This is a genomic window from Aureimonas pseudogalii (genome assembly GCF_014196835.1).
GTDB lineage: Bacteria > Pseudomonadota > Alphaproteobacteria > Rhizobiales > Rhizobiaceae > Aureimonas > Aureimonas pseudogalii.
The window spans coordinates 135,441-155,435 of the sequence record NZ_JACIEK010000009.1; the positions used below are offsets into that span (position 1 = coordinate 135,441).

Below are 19,995 nucleotides of genomic sequence, written 5' to 3' on the forward strand. Positions count from 1 at the left end.
CCGCTCAAGGGTTCGAGACGATCGTGATGATGCGGCGCGCGAGATCGTCCATGTTGAAGGGCTTGGTCAGCACCTGCATCCCTGCGTCGAGATGGCCGTTGTTCAGCACCGCGTTCTCGGCATAGCCGGTGACGAACAGGATCTTCAGGTCCGGCCGCAGCACCCGCGCGGCATCCGCCACCTGGCGCCCGTTCATGCCGTTCGGCAGCCCGACATCGGTGACGAGGAGATCGATCCGGGTGTCCGACTGGATGATCTTCATGCCGGACGGCCCGTCGCCGGCCTCGATGGCGGTGTAGCCGAGCTCCTCCAGGACGTCGACCACGAGCATGCGCACCAGCGGCTCGTCGTCGATCACCAGCACGGTCTCGCCGCCCGCCGTTGCCATCGGCGCCGGCCCTGCCACTGCTGCGTCCGCCGTGCCGACCTCGCCCCGGTGGCGGGGCAGGAAGAGACAGATGGTGGTGCCCCGTCCCAGCGCCGAGTCGATGGCGACGTGCCCGTCCGACTGGCGGGTGAACCCGTAGATCATCGACAGGCCAAGGCCGGTGCCGACGCCGATCGGCTTGGTGGTGAAGAAGGGCTCCATGGCACGGCGCACCACCTCCGGCGACATGCCGGTGCCGGTGTCGGCGACGCACATCGCTACGTAGTCGCCGGGCGTCAGGTCACGCGCCTGCGCCTCGCGTTCGTCCAGCGTGCGATTGTCCGTGGTGATCGTCAGGCGCCCGCCGTCCGGCATGGCGTCGCGCGCGTTGATGCAGAGGTTGAGAAGCGCGTTCTCCAGCTGGTTGGCGTCCACCCGCACCGGCCACACGGCCTCGCCGGGCTGTGTCTCCACGCGGATCTGCGGGCCCATCGTGCGCCGCACGAGATCGTCCATGCCGGCGACGAGCGCGTCGATGTCGATCGGCTTGGGATCGAGCGTCTGGCGACGCGAAAAGGCCAGCAGCCGGTGCGTCAGCGCGGCCGCGCGCTTGGCCGCGCCCTGCGCCGCGTTGAGATAGCGCTCGGTGTCGCCGGTGCGCCCCTGTGCCAGCCGGGCCTGCAGCAGCTCCAGACTGCCCGAGATGCCTGCGAGCAGATTGTTGAAGTCGTGCGCGAGGCCGCCGGTCAGTTGGCCCACCGCCTCCATCTTCAGGGACTGGCGAAGCTGCTCCTCCATGCGCCGCTGGTCGGTGACGTCGCGGCCCACCACATGGAAGACCCCGGCCGCGATCTCGGGCGTCGCGGACCACATGATCACATGCTCGATCCCGTCGCGGCCGCGCAGCGTGTCGACGAACTCGGCGATCTCCTCGCCTGCTCGCAGCCGCCGGACGATGTCGGCCATGGCGGCGTGGTCGGCGGGGTCGACGAGCTCGGCGTAGGGATGGGCGAGAAGCTCGGCCTCGCTCCAGCCGAGCATGCGCGGCCAGGCCGGGTTGATCGACTTGAGGAATCCGTCGAAGCCGACCGTTCCCATGAGGTCGGTGGTGGCGTGCCAGACCCGGTCGCGCTCGCGCGTGCGCGCTTCCACCTGCGTCTCCAGCACGCTGTTCTGCCGCTGCAGCGCGGCTTCGGCCGCCTTGCGGGCGGATATGTCGACGACCGAACCGATATAGCCGAGGAACTCGCCCTCGTCGTTGAAGCGCGGCGTCGCGGCGTCGATCGCCCAGCGGTAGGTGCCGTCGGCCGCCCGTATCCGGTATTCGAGGCTGAAGGGCTCGCGCCGGGCATTGGCGGCGAGGAACGTCTCGCCCGACCAGCCGCGATCGTCGGGATGCACGGCGTCCAGCCACGAGAACCCGTCCATCGTCTCGGGCGTCTGGCCGGTGAAGGCGTACCAACTCGCGTTGAGATAGGTGCAGCGGCCCTCGGGATCGGTGACCCACATCATGACCGGCGCGTGGTCGGCCATGTTGCGGAACCGCGTCTCGCTCTCGCGCAGCGCCGCGTCGCTCAAGACCTTGTCGGTGGTCTCGTTGGTGAGGATGAAGAGCCCGGCGATCGCGCCGTCGGCGGCCAGAACCCGCGAATAGGAGAAGGTCCACCAGCCGTCCGCCGGCCCGCGATCGGTCTCCAGCCGCCAGGGCAGATCGACGAAGCGCTTCGGCCGGCCCGCCATGGCATCGTCGATGATCGGTTTGGCCTGGTCCCAGCCGTCGGCCCAGACCTTGTCGAAGCGCTCGCCCATCGCCCACGCGACGCGCGGCCCGAGCAGCGGGAAGTAGGTTTCGTTGAAGAAGAAATGGAGGTCCGGTCCCCAGGCGAGAATCATCGATTCCGGCGAGTTGAGGATCAGGCTGAGCGCGACCCGCAGGTCCTCCGGCCAGGTCTGCGGGGGCCCCAGCGGATGGGACGACCAGTCGCGCTCGCGGATCATCCGCGCCGCTTCGCCGCCGCCGGCCAGAAAGGAGAGTTCGTCGCTCATCGATGGGCTTCCGCAAGGGGCGGTTCCGTCGAAGGCGGCGCGGGGGCGTGACGTCGACGATGGGTTTCAACGGTCCGCAAGCCTATCGCGCGGTCCCGCCCTTCCGGCAAGTCCCCCTGCCCGTCATCCTGCCTATCCTTCGGTGCCGGGGGCGCGGCAGAGCCTTTGCACGAAGGGAGCGGTCTTTTGCCGGAAGCCTCCTATCTGGTCCTCTGTCGTTCCCGCCGCCGCCCGCCCCTTCGGATCCCCTTCGCGATGCGCCTGTCCTTCCTGCCCCCCTATGTCAGGCAATCGCTCTCGGTGCCGACCGCGCTGCGGCTCGTTCCGATCAGCGTGGTGCTCCTCGCTGGCATCGTGCTGACGACGCTGACGCATCGAATCCTCGACGATCACCGCGACCTCGTGGTCCACACACACGAGGTGATCGAGACGACGAAGGACGTGCTCATCGGCCTCGACGACGCCGAGACGGGACAGCGCGGCTACCTCCTCAGCGGCGACCGCCGTTATCTCGAGCCTTATGTGCGGGCGCTCGAGCGTCTCGCGACCCTGCAGACGACGCTGCGCGAGCAGATCTCCGACAATGACGACCAGCTCGCGCTGGCCAAGCGTCTCGAAGGTCTGATCGCGGTGAAGCTCGGCGAGTTGAACGATTCGATCGAGCTGCACGACCGCGACGGCTTCGAGGCCGCGCGCGGCCGCGAGATCGCGATGATGGAGCGTGGCACGATGGATACGATCCGCCAGGAGATCGGCGCCATCACCGAGGGCGAGAAGGCGCTGCTGCGCGAGCGCGACACGCAGGTCGAGGAGGCCGAGCGCTGGGTGCGCCTCGTCGCGATCCTCGTCGGCCTCGCCTCGGTGCTGACCCGTGCCGGCGTCGAGTTCTACCTCACGCGGCGCGGGCTCGACGTGCGCGTGATTGCGCCGGACGGGACGCCCCTGCCCCGTCCGCCCTCCTGATTCAGCCCGTCAGGCACCGAGCCGGGCGAGAAGGCGCGTCCAGGCGACGAGACCTGTGCGAAAGCTCGCGAGGCGGAAGAACTCGTTCGGCGCGTGATAATCCTCGTCGGCGGTGGAAAACGAGAAGAACACGGGGTCGCGCTCGAGGTGACGCCGAAACACCGCCCCGATCGGCACCGTCGCCCCCATCGCCACGCGCACCGGGCGCTGGCCGAGGAGCTCCGTCAGCACCGCCTCGCAGGCTTCGAGCGCGGGCAGCGCCGGGTCGAGCGCGAAGGCCGGCGATCCCGGACCATGGCGGTGCGTCTCCAGCCGGTAGCCCGGCGGACAGTGCCGTTCGAGATGCGCGACGATCGCGGCGACCACGGCGTCGGGCTCCTGTCCCGCCACCAGCCGACAGGTGATCTTGGCCGAGGCCTCGGCGGGAATCACGGTCTTGGTGCCCGCTCCCGCATAGCCGCCGGAAATGCCGTTGAACTCCAGCGTCGGCGTCAGCCACTGGCGCAGGAGCAGCGCCTCGCCGTCCGGCAGCGGCTCGGGCGCGCTCGCGCCGATCTCGCGGAAATAGGCGCCCGCGTCGAAACGCACGGAGCGGATGGTGTCGAGAAGCGCGGGATCGGGCGCCGTGACGCCGGCCGCGAACCCCTCCACCGCCACCGCGCCGTCCGCGTCGTGAAGCGTCGCGAGCAGCCGGACGAGACCGGCCACCGCGTTCGGCGCCGCGCCCCCGTGGCGACCGGAATGCAAGTCCTTGCCGGCGCCGTGCAGCGTCACGTCGAGCGCGGCGAGGCCGCGGCTCGCGACGGTGACCGAGGGCCGGTCGGCACGCCACATCGCCCCGTCGGCCGAGACGACGACATCAGCGGCGAGTTCCTCGCGCAGCCGCTCGACGCTTCCCTCGAAATGCGGCGAGCCCGTCTCCTCCTCGCCCTCGATCACGAATTTGAGGTTCACCGGCAGCCGGCCGACGGTGCGCAGGAACGCCTCCGCCACGAAGACGGTCATCAGCATCGGCCCCTTGTCGTCGGACACGCCGCGCGCATAGAGGCGGTCGTCGCGCACGGTAGGCTCGAAGGGCGGCGTCGTCCACTTGGCCAGCGGATCGGGCGGCTGCACGTCGTAGTGGCCGTAGACGAGCACGGTGGGCGCGCCCGAGGCGTGCAGCCAGTCGGCGAGGACGAGCGGCGAGCCGCCGGTCGGCTCGATGCGCACGTTCTCCAGGCCGGCGATGCGCATGCGCTCGGCAAGGAACCCGGCGGCCCGCAGCACGTCCTCGCGATAGGCGGGATCGGTGCTGACGCTGGGAATGCGGCAGAAGGCCTTCAGCTCCTCGAGCCAGGCGTCGCGGTGCGCCTCGCAATGGGCCTCGACATCGGCGGTCATCGACGGTTCCTCTTCGCAGACGAGACGGACCGGGACGCAGCGGAGATCCCGCGCCTGCTGCCCCGCACCATGCGCGGGGGAATGGGCGCCCTTGCGGCGGGCGTCAAGCTGGGGAAGAAGTGCCCGGGCACGCCTCGCCCTTCCCGCCGGACCGATCCGGCCCCCGCGCCCGCGACACCTCGTGCGGCGCGCATCGCACCGCCGGTCCCATCCGCCATGACCGCTTTTCTCGACGGCCCGATCTCGACCCCGCTCGGCCTCGTGCTCGCCCTTCTCGCCGCCTTCTTCGTCGGGCTTTCGAAAGGCGGGCTGCCGGTCGTGGGCATGCTCAGCGTGCCGATCCTGGCGCTCGCCATGCCCCCGCTCGCGGCGGCCGCGCTCATCCTGCCGATCTACGTCGCCTCCGACATCGTCGGCGTCTACCTCTACCGGCACCGCTTCAACCTGCGGAACCTCGCGATCCTGGTTCCCGCGAGCTTCGTCGGCGTGGCGATCGGCTGGGCCACGGTCTCGATGATTCCTGACCGCGCGATCACGCTGATCATCGGACTGCTCGGGCTGCTCTTCTGCCTCGACGGCTGGCGCAAGCGGCGGCGGCCGGTGAGCCCAAGACCGGCGGACGTGCCGCGCGGCGTCTTCTGGGGCGTGCTGTCGGGCCTGTCGAGCTTCGTCTCGCATGCGGGCGGCCCGCCCTACCAGATGTACGTGCTGCCGCAGAAGCTGGAGAAGCTCGAATATGCGGGCACCACCACCATTCTCTTCGCGCTCGTCAACGCGCTGAAGCTGGTGTTCTATGCGCAGCTCGGCCAGATCTCGTTGTCAGGCAACCTGAAATCCACCCTGACGCTCGTTCCCATCAGCGTCGCCGCGGCGTTTCTCGGCGCCTGGGCGACGCGGCGGATCGACGAGACACTGTTCTTCCGCCTCGTGGAACTGGTGCTGCTCCTGTCGTCGCTGCTCCTCGTCGCCAAGGCCCTGCGCGGCTGAGCGCTGCCGTCGTCACCCGGCGAGGGCGAGCATCGGCCCGATGGTCGTCTCGTGCGACGCCGACCGGTCGGGCGACGCTTCCTGCAGCAGGCGGGCGAGGCTCGCCGGGGGCGCGAGCGGACGGTCGAAGAGATAGCCCTGCGCCAGATGGCATCCCGCCTCGGCCACGAGCCGGCGGTGGTCCTCGGTCTCGACGCCCTCGGCGACGATCGTCAGGTTCAGGCGGCGCGCCAGATTGCAGGTGCCCGCGATGATGGCGCCGCCCTCGTCGCGCTCGTCCACGCCCGGCAGGAACGAGCGGTCGATTTTGATCTTGTCGAAGGGAAACCGCCGGAGATAGCTGAGCGAGGCGTAGCCGGTGCCGAAATCGTCGAGCGCGACGCGGCATCCCATGCCGCGCAGTTCGTGCAGCACGCGCAGCGCCATCTCGTCGTTCTCGATCAACGTCGATTCGGTGATCTCGATCTCCAGCCGCGACGGCGAGATCAGGTGGCGCGCCAGACAAGCGGCGACGTGCGACACGAGATCGGCATCCACCAGTTGTACCGCCGAGACGTTGACGGTGACGAACGGGTCGCCCGGCCACAACGCGACCTGCCGGCAGGCCGCCTCGATTACCCAGCGCCCGACCCGAACGATCTCGCCGCTGCGCTCGGCCAGCGGAATGAACTCGGACGGGGACACCGGGCCGAATTCACCGTGATCCCAACGAAGGAGTGCCTCGAAGCCTTGCGTGGCGCCGGTCTCGAGCGAGACGATCGGCTGGAAGAGGAGATGCAGCTCGAGCCGCTCGATCGCGTGGCGCAGATCCTCGGACAGGCGCTGATTGCGCAAGTGCTCCTCGCTCATGTCCGGCCGATAGACGAGGAACCGGCCGCGCCCCTCGGCCTTGGCCGCGTAGAGTGCCAGATCGGCGTCGCGGAAGAGAACCTCGACACTTTGCGCCACATGCTCGCTCCGCAGGGCGACGCCCATCGTCACGCCGAGGGCGATCTGCTGTCCATCGAGCACGAAATCCCCGCGCATTACCTCGACGATGCGCGCGGCGGCGGCCTGGCTGCGACGATCGGCATTCCTGCCCTCGTAGAGAATGGCGAACTCGTCGCCGCCGATACGCCCGATGAGCGCGGCATCGGCGCAGGCCTTGCGCAGGCGACGGGCGATCTCGCGCAGCAGGCGGTCGCCCGCCGCGTGACCGAACGTGTCGTTCAGCGACTTGAAGTGATCGACGTCGACGAGAATGAGGCCCTGGTCGCCGCGACCGGGCGCCTGCATCGCGGCGTTGAAGGCGAGCCGGTTGGCCAGTTGCGTCAACGGATCGATGCGCACGACGAGATCGAGCCTGGCGTTCTGCCGGACGACGCAGACCACGAGCCAGACGCCGAACACGACGAGGCCGAGCGTCACGAGGCAGAGGACGGCGAAGATCGTCGTCAGCACGCGTTGGCTTGCGAGCACCTCGTCGCCGAGGCCGGCGTGGGATTGCGAGGCCAGACGCAGCAGCCCGACCACGAAGGGCGCCAGTTCGTCGGCGGCGAGCCGTGCGCCGCGAAGGTCGCCGGGATCATCGACGGCCGCCCGGACGAGAACCATCGCGTCACGCAGGCGATCGACGAGATCGGCCGCCCCCGGCTCGGCAAGCCCGGCGCGGAGAACGCCGAGCCGATTGGCGAGGATCGAGGCCCGCAGGGAGACTTCATCGCTTGCGGCACCGTTGACCCGCCGTTCGAGCGCCAGTTGTAGGCGCAGCAACTCGGTAGCGGACTGGCTGAAGTCGAACGTCAGGTTGTAGCGGGCGGCCTGCGTCATCTGCCGCAGATACCCCACCGACAGGAGCGAACACAGAATGGCGAGAACGGCGAGAACGGCCGTCACGCCCGTCAATGCGATCCTCAGACCACGGCGGCTGGCCGGAAGCTCGAAGGCGGACCGAGGCCCGATCACCGAAGCACGATCTCGCTCAGCTGCCACACCGAGCGGCTGTAATAGGTCTGGTGTTTCAGTTCGCTTCGTTCGTCGAAGGGAAAGACGACGAAGACCGGCCCCTTGTCGGTCAGCGGCAGAGGCTGGCCGTTCTGTCGCGTCGCCAGAAGCGCGTCGGCCTCGATCAGTTCGGACAGCTTGGCATCGACCGCATAGTCGTTGAGCGCGATCAGTTCGAGCTGCCGGGCTTCGACGCCGGCAAAGGCCACGAGATCCTTCAACGACACGCCGCTGAACTCGACGGCGCCCTGATGCCAGGGCGTGGTCGTGCGAAAACTCGTCTGCGGCAGCGCATCCAGCGCTTCGAGGTCGAACGCCAGCGGTGCCTTGGCCCCGAAGGCTGCGCCACCGACGCGTAGGATGGGCGAGGCCGCCCAGGAAGGACGGGGCCAGACGGCCGATCCCAGACACGACATCGCCGACGACACGACGAATTGGCGACGATTGAGCACGCAGAACCTCCCCGGGAGACATGGGATCAGGCTCGGCAGGCCGCGTTCGCGGTCCCGTTCGCCATCGTTCGCTCAACTTAGATGACGCCGCGTAACTTTCTAGTGAATCACCCGGCCCGGTCGTACGCACGCAACTCGCGCTTTACGCCGCTCAGCTGAAGAGGCGATCGGCCGGTTGCCGCGAGCCGGCGATCGCTTCGGTGGAAGGATGCGCGAGACGCACGATCCGGTCCGCCGCCGGGTGCCAGTCGATCAGCCCGGCGTCGCGGAACTGGCCGAGCCAGTAGTCCATGCACCAGCGCCCATGCCGGGCATGGAAGCGTGCGGCGTTGCGCAGGATGTGGTCGAACTGGTGCAACGGCGGAACGTGGACGGAATGGTGCTGGTGGTAGGCTCGTGCGTCGGCGGTCCAGTAGAAATCGACGCCCGACGCCGCGAGCCGGGCCGCGAAGTCGGTCTCCTCGCCGCCATAGCCGACGAAGCCTTCGTCCATGCCGCCGATGGCCTGATAGTCCGTCCGCGCCAGTGCGAAGGACAGCCCCCAAAGCTCCCCGGCATCGGGCTCGCGCCGTGTGCCCGTCGCGGGCATGGCGGGCTTGGCAGGGTGCGGAATGCCGATCGCGTCGAGCCGATCGAAATCGAGCGGTCCGTCGATGGCGCCGCCGGGCAGGTAGAGCACCTCGCCGAGAAACAGCCCGCGCGCCTGCGCCTGCGCCGCCGCGACGTAGGATGCGATGAGCGTCGGCGAGGCCACGCAGTCGACGTCGAGGAAGACCAACGTCTCGCCGGTGGCGGCATCGGCCGCGCGGTTGCGCGCCGCGGCGAGCGGCATCGGCTCGCCCGGAACGATCACGTGTCGCACGGGGATGCCGATGCCGGGCAGACCGCCATGCGGTGTGTCCTGCATCCAGGCGATCACCAGTTCGGCCGGCTTCACCGTCTGCCTGTCGAGGCTCAGCATGAGGTTGACGAGATGCTCGCGGCGCCCGCGAACGAGGGTCAGAGCGCTCGCAGCCACGAGGCCCCGCGTGCCTTCCGGCGGAAATGATCGACGCCCTCGATGATGCCGCGCGCGTATTTCTCGCGCGCCACGTAGGAATGTTGCAGCCCCGGCAGCGAGGCGAGGTCGTCGGAAAAGTTGGCGACGATGATCGCCTGCGGGATCGTGCGCAGCATCTCGATGTCGTTGCCGCTGTCGCCGGCGACATAGACCGCGTCCGGCGCCAGCCCGTAATGGGCCTGCACGAAGGCGACCGCCGTGCCCTTCGACGCACGGATCGGCAGCACGTCGAGATAGCGCCCGTGGCTGTGGATCACCGAGCAGCGCAGCCCGCAGGCCTCCAGCCGCGCCCGCACGCGGGCGCCGATTTCGCGATCGCCATCGGAGAAGTAGGAGAGCTTGTGCGAGCGCTGCTCCAGCGGGGCCTGCGGCACCAGCCCCTCGAACCCGGCGAGCGCCGCGTGGACGGCGGCCCGGTCCCAGCCGCGCGAGACCACCGCGCGCCAGTCCGCGTCGGCCCGGTAGGTCGTGCCGTCCGGCTGCAGATGGTAGATTTCGGACCCGACCGAGGTGATCATCACCTGCGGGCGCGGCGCGTTCTGCTGTTCGAGAATCGCCATGGCGCTATGGAACGAGCGCCCGGTGGCGACGCCGAAGGCGAGGCCATCCTGCTCGCGGTGCCATTCGCCGAAGGTGGCGATGCAGTCGGCGCAGCCGACCAGCGTGTTGTCGATGTCGCAGATGAGAAGCTGCTCGGGCGCAGCCGCCGGGCCGGCGCCCGCCTGCAGCGCGCCGAGGAGATCGTGATAGCGCCGGGCGTGCCGATCCCAGTCGAAGGCCGCGACGGCCACGGCGCCGGCTGCCGCGTAGCGGTCCCACAGGGCATCGTCGCCGAGGATCTTCAACGCGGCGGCGGCAATGGCCTGCGTCGAGCGCGGGTCCACCAGCTCGCCGTTGCCGCACATCTCGATGATGTCGTTGGGGCCGCCGCTGTCGGTGGCGATGAGCGGCAGGCCGACGGCCGAGGCTTCGAGCAGCGTCAGCCCGAAGGGCTCGTTCAGCGCGGGATTGACGAAGATGCCGCGCCGGTCGCGGGCGAAGGCGTAGATCGCCGCGACGTCGTCGGGCCGATGCGATTTGGGATAGGCGACCTTGCCGTAGAGATCGTAGCGATCGACGAGCGCCAGGATCTCGCGGACCTCGCCGGCCATCTCGGCATCGAGGTCGCCGAGATCGCGCCGGTTGCCGGCCATGATCACGAGATTGGCACGGGCCCGCAACTCCGGCGACTCGCCGTAGGCGCGCACCAGCGCCGGCAGGTTCTTCTTGGCGACGGGACGCGACAGCGCCAGAAGCGCCGGCTTGTCCGGCTCGCGCAAGAAGCGCGCGATCGAGGCTTCGAGACGCGGGCACGCCTCGGCGTGGCCGAAGCGTGCGAGATCGCTGCCCGGCGGCAAGATGCGGATGCGGCCGGGATCATAGGCCTCGTAGCCGGCATATTGCACCTCGGCCTCGTCGCGCGAGGAGGCCACCACGAGCGCGGCGCGGGCGAGCGCGGTCTCCTCGATGGCGATCCGTCGCGCCAGCCGTGCGTCGTCCGAAGCGCCCATCGCCGCAGCCTTCACGCGGCCGAGCGAATGGGCGGTGAAGACGAAGGGGATGCCGAGCCGGTCCTCCACCAGCGCCGCGACGCTGGCGGCATCGGCATAATGAGCGTGGAGGAAATCGGGACGCACGGGCTGGCGTTCGATCCAAGCGATCAGCGCCTCGGCGAAGGACGGCACCTCCGGCCAGAGATCCTCCTTGGCCAGATAGTCCGGCGAGGCGGTGGCGAAACGCAGGATCTCCACCCCGTCCTCGATCCCCTCGCCCGGCTCGTAATGCGCGCCGTGAACGCTGCGGAAGCCGCGGGTGGCGACCGCGATGCGCGGCTGGGGCTCGGCGCGTGCGGATGCTGCCACGAGGTCGAGCAGGTAGCGGATGTGGCCGCCGGTGTCGGCGGTCAAGCCGTAGTCGACGTTCTCGGTGCGAAGGCAACCCTGCAGGGCGACATGAAGCACGAACATGACGAGTCTCCCTTTCCAATCGTTCCGCAGGTGCCTAAAGCCAGATCATGCTCACCCGCCGGGGCCAGTCATGCTCACAGTCGCTCAAGTCGCACCTAACATATTTCCAGTTCCGCCTACCGATCACGGCGGCACCGAAAGAATCGTTCAAGATCTCGGCGCAGCACTTCGAAGACTTGGAGTTGAGATAACGCTCTTCGCCCCCACGGACAGTGCGACGGATTTGCCACGGGCGGGGTCTCTTCCGAGTCTATCGGCGCTGGAGGCGCGATATGGACAAGTACCGCCGTCGATCCCCGCGGTGCTGGAAGCCGTGCAGATGGAGCATCTGCGCCGCCGGCTGTCCGAGTTCGACATCGTCCACTGCCATGGCGAGTTCTCGCACGCCGCGCTGCTCGGCGACCGGCGCCCGCACAGCCTGACGACGATCCACTGGCGGGTGGACGAGCTCGACCGCGAACTCTTCTTCGCCGCCTTTCCCGACCTGCCGGTGGCCGCGATCTCGGCGGCGCAGGAGACGGGTATTCCCGCTTCGAACCGCGCCGGCATCGTCCATCACGGCATCGAGCGCGACCGCTATGCGCTCACCGAGAGCCCCGGCGCCTATCTCGCCTTCGTCGGCCGGATGACCGACCAGAAGCGCCCCGACACCGCGATTCGCGTGGCCCGCGCGGCAGGCCGCCCGATCCGCCTCGCCGGCACGCTGGATGTTGGCAATCCCCTCTATTTCGAGCGCGAGGTGCGCCCGCTGCTCGGCGAGGACGCCGTCTATGTCGGGCCGGTGGGCGACGCGGCGAAGGGCACGCTGCTGGCGGGCGCCGAGGCGCTGCTCTTCCCGATCGACTGGCCGGAGCCTTTCGGCCTCGTGATGATCGAGGCGATGGCCTGCGGGACGCCGGTGATCGCCTGGAACCGGGGCAGCGTGCCCGAGATCGTGGAGGACGGCGTCACCGGTTTCGTGGTGAACTCGGAGGCCGAGGCGGTGGCGGCGCTCGGCCGCGTGGGCGCGATCGACCGGCGCGGCGTGCGCCGGCGCTTCGAGGAACGCTTCACCAGCGACCGGATGGCCGCCGACTATCTCGCCCTCTACCGGAGGCTCCTCCAGCGATGATGCGCATCGGACTGATCGCCTGGGACTATCCGCCCTCGCCGAGCGGGCTCTCCACCGCCGCGCGCGAGATCGCCGAGAGCCTCGCCGCCGCCGGCATGGACGTGACCGTCTTTGCGCTCGACCGCACGGGCACCGCGCGCCAGGGCGCCGTGACGGTGGTGGGTTGCGCGATCCCCGAGCGCTCCGGCCTCGCCTTCCTGCGACGGCGCGGCGGGATCGGCCATCTCGCGGCGCCGCTGGCCTTCCGCCGCGCCGTGCGCGCCGAGCACCGGCGCCGGCCCTTCGATCTCGTCGAGGCCACCAACTGGTATGCGCCGGCGGTCCTTCTGGGTGGGCGCGGCGACCCGCCGCTCGTCACCCGCAACTCGACGCCGGCCGCCTATTCGCGCGAGCGCCCCACCAGCCTTCGCGACCGTTTCGACGCCGCCACCGCCGACCGGCTGGAGGCGCGCCAGGCCCAGCGCAGCGCGGCCTTCCTCTCCAACACCGCCGAGCACGCCCGGCGCATCGCCGCCGAATACCGCCTCGGCGCCGACCGGCGGCCGCATGCGGTGGCCGGCCTCAGCCTGCCGCCCGAGACGATCCGGCGCGGGGCGATCGCGCCCTATCCGCCGCTTGGCACAGGCGATCCCGTGCAGCTGCTCTTCGTCGGCCGGGCCGAGCATCGCAAGGGCTTCGACCTCGTGACCGGGGCGGCCGCGATCCTCGGCGCCGAGGCCGAGGCCGGCACCCTGCCGCCCTTCGCGATCCGCCTCGTCGGCGTGCCCGCCGCCGACCTGCCGGCGACCCTCTCGCCGCTGGCGCGCGCGCGGATCACGCCGCTCGGGCGCCTGCCGGAGGGCGAACTGGCGCGCGAATACGAGGCCGCACACGTCGTGCTCGCGCCCTCGCGCTACGAGAGCTTTGGCCTCGTCTATCAGGAGGCCATCGCCTACGGCCGGCCGATGGTGGCCTGCGCGGTGGATGCGAGCGGCCAGCTCTTCGTCGGCGACACCGGCGCGGGAGCGATGGCCGCGAGCGACACGCCCGAAGCCATGGCCGAGGCGCTGCGACCGCTGATCCGCGATGCCAACGTTCGCGAGAGCTTCCGCGCCCACGCGCTGAAGGCGGCCGGCCGCTTCGACCGCGAGCGCCTCGCCGCCGAAACTCTGGCGCTCTACCGGCAGGCGTTGCTCGCCGCCGCGCCTCAGGGCCGGTAGGGCCGGAGCAGCGCGTCGCGCTCGAACACGCGCCCCTCGCCCGGCGCCATCGCCTCGTAGATGGCGGAGCGCCGCGCGACATGCTCGGCGGTCAGACGATGTGCGATGGCGGGACCGGCGGCGATCGTGGAGCGCTGCCACGGCCGGTTCGGCCGCTCGTGGACGCGGCCGATATAGGGGATCTCCCGGCGGTTGAGCCGGTACTGCGTATCGGGAAAGAGGTCCGACAACGCCCCGTCCACGAGATTGCGGCGGGGAAAGCCGACCGACACCGTGCCGGCGGCATCCGCAGTCGCGGCGAGCGCGCCGAGCCGATCGGCGAAGGCGGCGTCGATCATCTCGTCGCTGTCGAGCTGAAGCACCCAAGAATGGCGGCAGAGCGCCTGCACCCGGTTGCGCTGCGCCGCGAAGTCGCCGCCATGCGGATGCGACGCGACGCGCACGGTTCCCTGCGAGGCCTCGGCCCGTTCAGCACGATCGACGAGCAGAAGAACGTCGTCGCACCAGCTGGCATGCGCGGCGATCTCGACCGCCAAGGCCTCCGCTTCTTCCTCTCGGCAAAGGACGGCGAGGCTGACCGGCGCCGGCGCGACGCGGGCGAGCGGACGCAGCCGGGCGGCGGCGGCGAGCGGCGAATGGGGCTCGCGCAGCCCGGCCTCTTGATCGGCGTCGGCGGGTTCGGCGACGAGGTCTCGCGCGCTGGCGGCGATCCGCAACGTGAAGAGATCGAGTCCGATCAGGCTTGCGGGATCGCAGCGCGCAGACGCCCCCCCGAGAAGCGCCGCGAGGCTCAAGCGATGGTCGTCCACCGCGCCGGGGTCGTCGACCAGCAGCCCGCAGCTTTCGCAAGCGAAACCGAACCGCCTCTCGAAGCCGTCCGGAAAGACGAGCATACGCTGGGACGGCGCGAAGGCGCGGGCATCGCAACAGGGGCAGCGTGTCGCGGAAGTCACGGGCATGGTAGGAACCTCCGATCGCGCGCATCCGGCCGGGATTCGCTGGACCCGCACATAGGACTGTCGGGCAGCGCCGTCTCCGCTAATTGATCGGTCTTGCCAACAATCGGCCGCGTCGCCTTCGGAGCCGCCATGACGAAAGCGCTGAGATGACCGACCTGCCCCCGATCGACCCCTTCGCCCCCATCCTCGACGCGGTCGCGACCCGCGCCGCCCTGCGGCCCGACCCGCAGACCGGCGCTGGCGACGACGGCCTCGACCGCGAGATCGCGGCGCTGGCCGAGGCCGGCATCCTGCGCGCGCCGATCCGGCGCACCGGGCAAGGCTTCTCCTACGATTTCGACCGGCGCCGCTCGCTGCCGCTTCTCGTGCGGCTCGGCGGCGCCGATCTCTCCCTCGGGCGGCTGGTGGAAGGCCATCTCAACGCGCTCCAGCTCGTGGCACTCTACGGCGGCGCCGCGCAGCAGCGGCGGGTCGCCGAGGCTGTGGACGGCGGCGCGCTGATGGGTGTCTGGGGCGCGGATGGCGCGGCGCCGCTGCGCTGCGAGCGCGGGAGCGACGGATCGCTGCGGCTCCATGGCGCCAAGCGCTACTGCTCCGGCCTCGGCCTCGTGTCGCTCGCGGTGGTCTCGCACACGGCCGAGGACGGCACGCTGAACCTCCTCCTCGTCGATGTCGCCGAGCCGGCGCGCGCAGACCGCGCGCCCTGGCGCATGCGCGGCATGCGCGCCTCGCGCTCGGGCGACTACGATTTCGAGGGAATGGCGCTCGGCGCCGACGCGGTGCTCGGCGCGCCCGACGACTACCGCCGCGAACCCTTCTTCGTCGGTGGCATCTGGCGCTGCGCCGCCGTGCAGCTCGGCGCGATCGAGCGGATCGTGAGCGGCACCGTGGAAGCGCTGCAGGTGGCGGGCCGGGCTGATCATCCGCTGCAGCTCGCGCGCATCGGCGAGGCGATCCTCGCGGCCCGCGACGCGCGGCTGCAGGTCACGGCGGCGGCGGAGGCCGTGGAGGAAGCCGGTGAGGGCCGCGGCGATGCCGCACTCGCCACCTCGCTCGCCGGCTTCGCGCGGCTTCGCGTCGAATCCGCGGGCATGACGGCGGTCGCGCTGGCCGAGCGTTCGGTCGGCCTCGGGATGTTTTGCGAGGGCCATGCGCTGGAGCGGCCGACACGCGATCTCAGCGTCTATCTGCGGCAGGCCAATCCCGACCAGCTGCTGCTCGGCCACACCCGCCACCTTCTGACGCGGCTGCCGGAGATCTTCCGATGACGATACCCTACGGCGAATGGCGTGCGCGCCAGGAAGCCGCGCCGCTCGCCGACGCGCTGACGCTGATCGGCCCGGGCGGGCTCGTGGTGATCGCCCCTCATCCCGACGACGAGAGCCTCGGCGCCGCCGCGCTCATCACCGCCGCGGCCTTCGCCGGGCGCCCCGTCGCGCTCGTGGCGCTGACGGACGGCGAGGGCTCGCATCGGGGCTCGCGGGAGTGGCCGGCCGAGCGGATCGCCGAGCGCCGCCGCGCCGAGCAGGAACTGGCGATGCGCGAGCTCGGCGTCGCCGAACCGCGCATCCTGCGCCTGTCCCTACCCGACGGCGCCTCGCGCTGGCACGAAGGCTTCGCATCCGCAGCCGAGACGGTGGCGCAGCTCGCCGACGAGATCGGCGCCACCGCGATCGTCACGACGGCCGGCATCGACCCCCATCCCGACCACGAGGCGGCGGCGATCCTCGGCGAGGCCGTGCACGAGGTCCGGCCCGCGCTGCGGCTGCTTTTCTACCCCGTCTGGTCGCTGCGTCACGACGACGACCATCCGGTCGAGGTCGAGGGCCTGCATCCGTTCCGCCTCGCCGCGCCCTTGGCCGAGAAGGCCCGCGCCATCGCCCGGCACGAGACGCAGATGGGCGCCCTCATCACCGACGACCCCGACAGCTTCGCCCTGCCCGACTGGTTCCTGCGCCACCACCAGTCGCCGCACGAGCACGTGTTCTGGCGGCGCATGCCCGGCCGCCCGCCCAGCGCCGAACATTTCGCCCGGCTCTATGCCAATGGCGGCGATCCTTGGCATGCGCGCACGGCGCCCTACGAGCGCGAGAAGCGCGAGGCCACGCTCGCGATGCTCGGCGACGAGCGCTTCGCCTCGGTGATCGAGATCGGCTGCGGCGAGGGCCATCTCAGCGCGGCGCTGGCAGGGCGCGCGTCGCGCACGCTCGGGCTCGACCTCGACGCTTCCATCGTGGCGCGGGCGACGGCGAGGCATGCCGGCACTGCCCGACTCGAGTTCCGGCAAGGGCGCCTGCCCGCGGACTTTCCGCCCGAGCGCTTCGACCTGCTCGTTCTCTCCGAGGTTCTCTACTTTCTCGACGAGGCCGAGATCGAGGCGCTGCTGCTGGCGGCACGCCGTCAGGGCGAGCACGACGCTTCGATCCTCCTCGTGAACTATCTCGGCGAGACGGGGACACCGCTGTCAGGCGACGCTGCCGCCGACTTCTTTCTGTCGATGGCCGCCCATGGCTGGGTGGTCGAGCGCTCCGAGCGGCGCGAGGGCTACCGGCTCGATCGGCTCAGGCGCCGCGCGCACGGCTGAGCAGCGCCGCCATCGCCGGCCATTCGCGCCGGAGATCGCCATGCCGAAACCGGCGCCGCGCGAGAACCGGACTGGCCGCTTCCGCCGCCTGCCAAGCGAGGCCCGGCCGAGGCTCGGCCAGCGCCCCGGCGAGATCGGCGGGCTCCAAGGCTAACGTCTCCAGCGCCGCGCGGCGCGCCGCGTCATCAGTGGCACCGCGGAAGGCGGCGCGAGCGCGAAGCCGTCGCTCCAGCGTCGCCGCGGGCTCCAACGCCTCGTCCACCACCGGGTCGGCGTCGCGCCGGGCGCGCGCCAACTCGTCCGACAGGCCGCCGACCGCGCGCCCGTCGAGGCGCGGCGAGGTCCAGACGAGCGGCACGTCGGAGAAGCGCACCGGTAGGCCCAAGGCGTCGACCCGGCGCAGCAGCGCGCGATCCTCGCCGAAGGCGACGTCCGGCAGGCCGCCGACGGCGGCATGGACACCCGGCGCCAGCCCGAAATTGGCGCCGCCGATATTGCCGTGATGGGGCCAGGGATTGCGCGGATCGGGATCGAGGAGCGCCGCGATCTCGCGCGAGGCGGCGCGGTAGTCGCGCAGCAGCCGCTCGTCGGCCTCCGGCAACGGCGGCAAGAACGCCGCCTCCTCGGGAATGAAGCCGATGGCACCGCAGACCAGCGCGAAGCCGCGGGCGAACTCCCCCGCGTAGGCCGCGCGCCAGCCCGGCTGAACGAGCGTATCGGCATCGAGCGAGAGGATCGCGGCGTCGGGCGCGAGCCGGGCGGCGGCCGCCGTGGCGAGGCGCCGGGCGCGCGGCGCGGAGCCCTCGCCCGGCATCCAGTCGATCTCGGCCAAAAGGAACGGGCGGCCGCCCGCTTCGAGGATCGGGAGCGCCCGCACGGCCGTCTCGTCGCGCGAGCCGTTGACGGCGAGCACCACACCGTCGCCGGGCAGGAGTTCACTGAAAAGCGCTCCGAGGCACGTGCCGATGCGTTCCGCCTCGTCGCGCGCCGGGATCACCGCGACGGCGCTGGCCGCCGTGAACGTGCCGCGGTGGCGCACCTCGCAGCGCGCGACCGCAGGGTCTTCGAAGGGGCGGCGGGCGTCGTCGCCGGCACCCGCCGCCCCGCTCAATGCCTCAGCCCTTCGGCGCGACGAGCTTGCCGTCGTGGCGGCGCCAGAGGCCGAGCGGGTTGGCGTCCTTCAAGGCGTCGGGCAGCAGCGCGTCCGGCACGTCCTGGTAGGACACCGGGCGCAGGAAGCGTTCGATCGCCTTGGAGCCGACCGAGGTCGAGCGCCCGTCGGCCGTGGACGGGTACGGGCCGCCATGCACCATCGCATGGCCGACCTCGACGCCGGTGCCGAAACCGTTGACGAGGATGCGCCCGACCTTGCGCTCGAGCAGCGGCAGCATCGCCTTCGCGGCCTCGTGGTCGCCTTCCTCGATGTGGATCGCGGCGGTCAGCTGGCCTTCGAGCGAGCGCACCACCTTGTGCAGCTCGGCCTCGTCGCGGCAGGCGATCACGATCGACGCGGCGCCGAACACTTCGTCCTGCAGCTCGGGATGGGCCAGGAAGTCGGTGGCCGAGACCCGGAACAGGGCGGCCTGCCCGCGTAGTTCGCCACCCGCCTGGCCCTTGGCCACCGTCTTCACCGCATCATGGCTCTCGATCGCCGCGACGCCGTCGGCATAGGCCTTGTGGATGCCAGGCGTCAGCATGACCGCCGCCGGCATGGCGGAGAGCGCTTCGGAAGCCGCCGCGACGAAGGCGTCGAGATCGGGGCCCTCCACCGCCAGCACGAGGCCGGGATTGGTGCAGAACTGGCCGGCGCCGAGCGTCAGCGAACCCGCGAAGGCCTTGCCGGTGGCGGCGGCATGGGCGGCGAGCGCGGCCGGGAAGAGAATCACCGGGTTGATCGAGCTCATCTCGGCATAGACCGGAATCGGCTCGGGCCGGGCGGCGGCGACCTTCATCAGCGCCGTGCCGCCGGCGCGCGAGCCGGTGAAGCCGACGGCCTTGATGCGGTGGTCGGCGACGAGGCCCTGGCCGATCTCGCGGCCCGTTCCGAAGAGCAGCGAGAACACGCCCTCGGGCATGCCGCAACGCTGCGCCGCCTTCAAGACGGCGCGCCCGACGAGCTCCGACGTGCCGGGATGGGCGGAATGGGCCTTGGCGACCACCGGGCAACCGGCCGCGAGCGCCGAGGCCGTGTCGCCGCCGGCCACCGAGAAGGCCAGCGGGAAGTTGGAAGCGCCGAACACGGCGACGGGGCCGAGGCCGATGTTGCGCAGACGCAGGTCGACGCGGGCCATCGGCTTGCGGTCGGGCATGGCGGGATCGACGCGCGCGTCGAGGAAGCCGCCGTCGCGCAAGACGCCCGCGAACATCTTCAGCTGGCCCATCGTGCGGCCACGCTCGCCCTCGATGCGCGGGCGCGGCAGGCCGCTTTCCTGGCAGCAACGCTCGATCAGCTCGTCGCCGAGCGCCAGGATCTCGTCGGCGATCGCCTCGAGGAAGGCGGCGCGCGCCTCCAGGCTCGTCTCGCGATAGGCGTCGAAGGCCTCGTCCGCGAGCGCGCATGCGCGGTCGAGATCGGCGAGCGAAGCGCCGCCGAAGGCCGGCTCGATCGCCTGGCCGGTCGCCGCGTCGAGACCCTTCAGCTCTCCGTTGGTCCCCTTGGCGACCGCATGTCCGATGATCTGTTCGCCGAGAATCGTCATGTTCGTTCGTCCTTGCCGTTCGGGCGGGGGTTTCCCGTCCGCTTCTGGAAGCATCGGCAGGCCATAGCGCGCTTGAAGCCGAAGGGGAACCGTTTGGGGGCCATCGCCGATGGAAATGTCTGATGATTGTCCCGATCGGCGATGCCGAGCGAACGTCGTGCGCGTCCTTTCTCGTCTGCTCTTGATACTCCGGGCA

At 70.7% G+C, this 19,995-nt stretch carries 15 protein-coding genes; 6 read left to right on the forward strand and 9 right to left on the reverse strand.

The annotated features are described in order from the left end of the window. Window positions 1-4: 4 nt before the first annotated feature. Window positions 5-2,413 (reverse strand): hybrid sensor histidine kinase/response regulator, encoded by a 2,409-nt coding sequence (locus GGR04_RS15945; RefSeq protein ID WP_183200911.1) that lies wholly within the window; start codon window positions 2,411-2,413, stop codon window positions 5-7. A gap of 255 nt (window positions 2,414-2,668) precedes the next feature. On the opposite strand from GGR04_RS15945, the gene GGR04_RS15950 reads away from it, so the two are divergent. After that, on the forward strand, window positions 2,669-3,376 hold the full coding sequence (locus GGR04_RS15950) for a CHASE3 domain-containing protein (RefSeq protein ID WP_183200912.1): 708 nt from the start codon (window positions 2,669-2,671) through the stop codon (window positions 3,374-3,376). A gap of 9 nt (window positions 3,377-3,385) precedes the next feature. Here GGR04_RS15950 and GGR04_RS15955 read toward each other — a convergent pair whose 3' ends face one another. Then, window positions 3,386-4,759, reverse strand: coding sequence for a dipeptidase (locus GGR04_RS15955; protein WP_183200913.1), 1,374 nt, complete (start codon window positions 4,757-4,759; stop codon window positions 3,386-3,388). A 216-nt stretch (window positions 4,760-4,975) separates the two neighbouring features. Between GGR04_RS15955 and GGR04_RS15960 the strand changes: the two genes are divergently transcribed. Continuing rightward, window positions 4,976-5,746: a sulfite exporter TauE/SafE family protein gene (locus GGR04_RS15960; protein ID WP_183200914.1), complete on the forward strand. Its 771-nt coding sequence runs from the start codon at window positions 4,976-4,978 to the stop codon at window positions 5,744-5,746. Between the two features lie 12 nt (window positions 5,747-5,758). On the opposite strand, the gene GGR04_RS15965 is transcribed toward GGR04_RS15960, so the two are convergent. From GGR04_RS15965 to GGR04_RS15980, 4 genes are all read right to left on the reverse strand, one after another. After that, entirely contained in the window at window positions 5,759-7,621 is a 1,863-nt protein-coding gene (locus tag GGR04_RS15965; RefSeq protein WP_183200915.1) for a putative bifunctional diguanylate cyclase/phosphodiesterase, read from the reverse strand. A gap of 65 nt (window positions 7,622-7,686) precedes the next feature. Continuing rightward, window positions 7,687-8,181, reverse strand: a complete 495-nt coding sequence (locus GGR04_RS15970; RefSeq protein ID WP_183200916.1) for a putative pterin-binding protein — start codon at window positions 8,179-8,181, stop codon at window positions 7,687-7,689. Between the two features lie 151 nt (window positions 8,182-8,332). Then, window positions 8,333-9,199 (reverse strand): glycosyltransferase family 2 protein, encoded by an 867-nt coding sequence (locus GGR04_RS15975; protein ID WP_376769867.1) that lies wholly within the window; start codon window positions 9,197-9,199, stop codon window positions 8,333-8,335. Beyond that, window positions 9,181-11,247 carry an HAD-IIB family hydrolase gene (locus tag GGR04_RS15980; RefSeq protein WP_183200917.1) on the reverse strand — a complete coding sequence of 689 codons (2,067 nt, stop codon included), beginning with the start codon at window positions 11,245-11,247 and terminating at the stop codon, window positions 9,181-9,183. The genes GGR04_RS15975 and GGR04_RS15980 overlap by 19 nt, the downstream gene beginning before the upstream one ends. Window positions 11,248-11,317: 70 nt before the next feature. Between GGR04_RS15980 and GGR04_RS15985 the strand changes: the two genes are divergently transcribed. Together GGR04_RS15985 and GGR04_RS15990 are read left to right on the forward strand one after the other, a co-directional pair. Beyond that, on the forward strand, window positions 11,318-12,358 hold the full coding sequence (locus tag GGR04_RS15985; RefSeq protein ID WP_183200918.1) for a glycosyltransferase family 4 protein: 1,041 nt from the start codon (window positions 11,318-11,320) through the stop codon (window positions 12,356-12,358). Then, window positions 12,358-13,557 (forward strand): glycosyltransferase family 4 protein, encoded by a 1,200-nt coding sequence (locus GGR04_RS15990; RefSeq protein WP_183200953.1) that lies wholly within the window; start codon window positions 12,358-12,360, stop codon window positions 13,555-13,557. The genes GGR04_RS15985 and GGR04_RS15990 overlap by 1 nt, the downstream gene beginning before the upstream one ends. Here the strand turns inward: GGR04_RS15990 and GGR04_RS15995 are convergent. Next, complete coding sequence (locus GGR04_RS15995; protein ID WP_246393210.1) at window positions 13,545-14,516, reverse strand: glycosyltransferase family protein; 972 nt, start codon at window positions 14,514-14,516, stop codon at window positions 13,545-13,547. The two genes, GGR04_RS15990 and GGR04_RS15995, sit on opposite strands and share 13 nt — an antisense overlap. 146 nt (window positions 14,517-14,662) lie before the next feature. Between GGR04_RS15995 and GGR04_RS16000 the strand changes: the two genes are divergently transcribed. Both GGR04_RS16000 and GGR04_RS16005 read left to right on the forward strand, forming a co-directional pair. Next, window positions 14,663-15,784: an acyl-CoA dehydrogenase family protein gene (locus GGR04_RS16000; protein WP_183200919.1), complete on the forward strand. Its 1,122-nt coding sequence runs from the start codon at window positions 14,663-14,665 to the stop codon at window positions 15,782-15,784. Further along, complete coding sequence (locus GGR04_RS16005; RefSeq protein ID WP_183200920.1) at window positions 15,781-17,100, forward strand: bifunctional PIG-L family deacetylase/class I SAM-dependent methyltransferase; 1,320 nt, start codon at window positions 15,781-15,783, stop codon at window positions 17,098-17,100. Before GGR04_RS16000 ends, GGR04_RS16005 begins: the two co-directional genes overlap by 4 nt. Here GGR04_RS16005 and GGR04_RS16010 read toward each other — a convergent pair. Beyond that, window positions 17,078-18,211: a glycosyltransferase family 2 protein gene (locus tag GGR04_RS16010; RefSeq protein WP_183200921.1), complete on the reverse strand. Its 1,134-nt coding sequence runs from the start codon at window positions 18,209-18,211 to the stop codon at window positions 17,078-17,080. The genes GGR04_RS16005 and GGR04_RS16010 overlap by 23 nt on opposite strands. 4 nt (window positions 18,212-18,215) lie before the next feature. Continuing rightward, window positions 18,216-19,799, reverse strand: a complete 1,584-nt coding sequence (locus GGR04_RS16015; protein WP_183200922.1) for an aldehyde dehydrogenase (NADP(+)) — start codon at window positions 19,797-19,799, stop codon at window positions 18,216-18,218. Between the last annotated feature and the right edge of the window lie 196 nt (window positions 19,800-19,995).

Bases quoted from the DNA above. Each gene is read 5' to 3' on its own strand.
- GGR04_RS15945 (WP_183200911.1), bottom strand. From the start codon at position 2,413: ATGAGCGACGAACTCTCCTTTCTGGCCGGCGGCGGCGAAGCGGCGCGG.
- GGR04_RS15950 (WP_183200912.1), top strand. From the start codon at position 2,669: ATGCGCCTGTCCTTCCTGCCCCCCTATGTCAGGCAATCGCTCTCGGTG.
- GGR04_RS15955 (WP_183200913.1), bottom strand. From the start codon at position 4,759: ATGACCGCCGATGTCGAGGCCCATTGCGAGGCGCACCGCGACGCCTGG.
- GGR04_RS15960 (WP_183200914.1), top strand. From the start codon at position 4,976: ATGACCGCTTTTCTCGACGGCCCGATCTCGACCCCGCTCGGCCTCGTG.
- GGR04_RS15980 (WP_183200917.1), bottom strand. From the start codon at position 11,247: ATGTTCGTGCTTCATGTCGCCCTGCAGGGTTGCCTTCGCACCGAGAAC.
- GGR04_RS15985 (WP_183200918.1), top strand. From the start codon at position 11,318: ATGCTCACAGTCGCTCAAGTCGCACCTAACATATTTCCAGTTCCGCCT.
- GGR04_RS15990 (WP_183200953.1), top strand. From the start codon at position 12,358: ATGCGCATCGGACTGATCGCCTGGGACTATCCGCCCTCGCCGAGCGGG.
- GGR04_RS15995 (WP_246393210.1), bottom strand. From the start codon at position 14,516: ATGCCCGTGACTTCCGCGACACGCTGCCCCTGTTGCGATGCCCGCGCC.
- GGR04_RS16000 (WP_183200919.1), top strand. From the start codon at position 14,663: ATGACCGACCTGCCCCCGATCGACCCCTTCGCCCCCATCCTCGACGCG.
- GGR04_RS16005 (WP_183200920.1), top strand. From the start codon at position 15,781: ATGACGATACCCTACGGCGAATGGCGTGCGCGCCAGGAAGCCGCGCCG.
- GGR04_RS16015 (WP_183200922.1), bottom strand. From the start codon at position 19,799: ATGACGATTCTCGGCGAACAGATCATCGGACATGCGGTCGCCAAGGGG.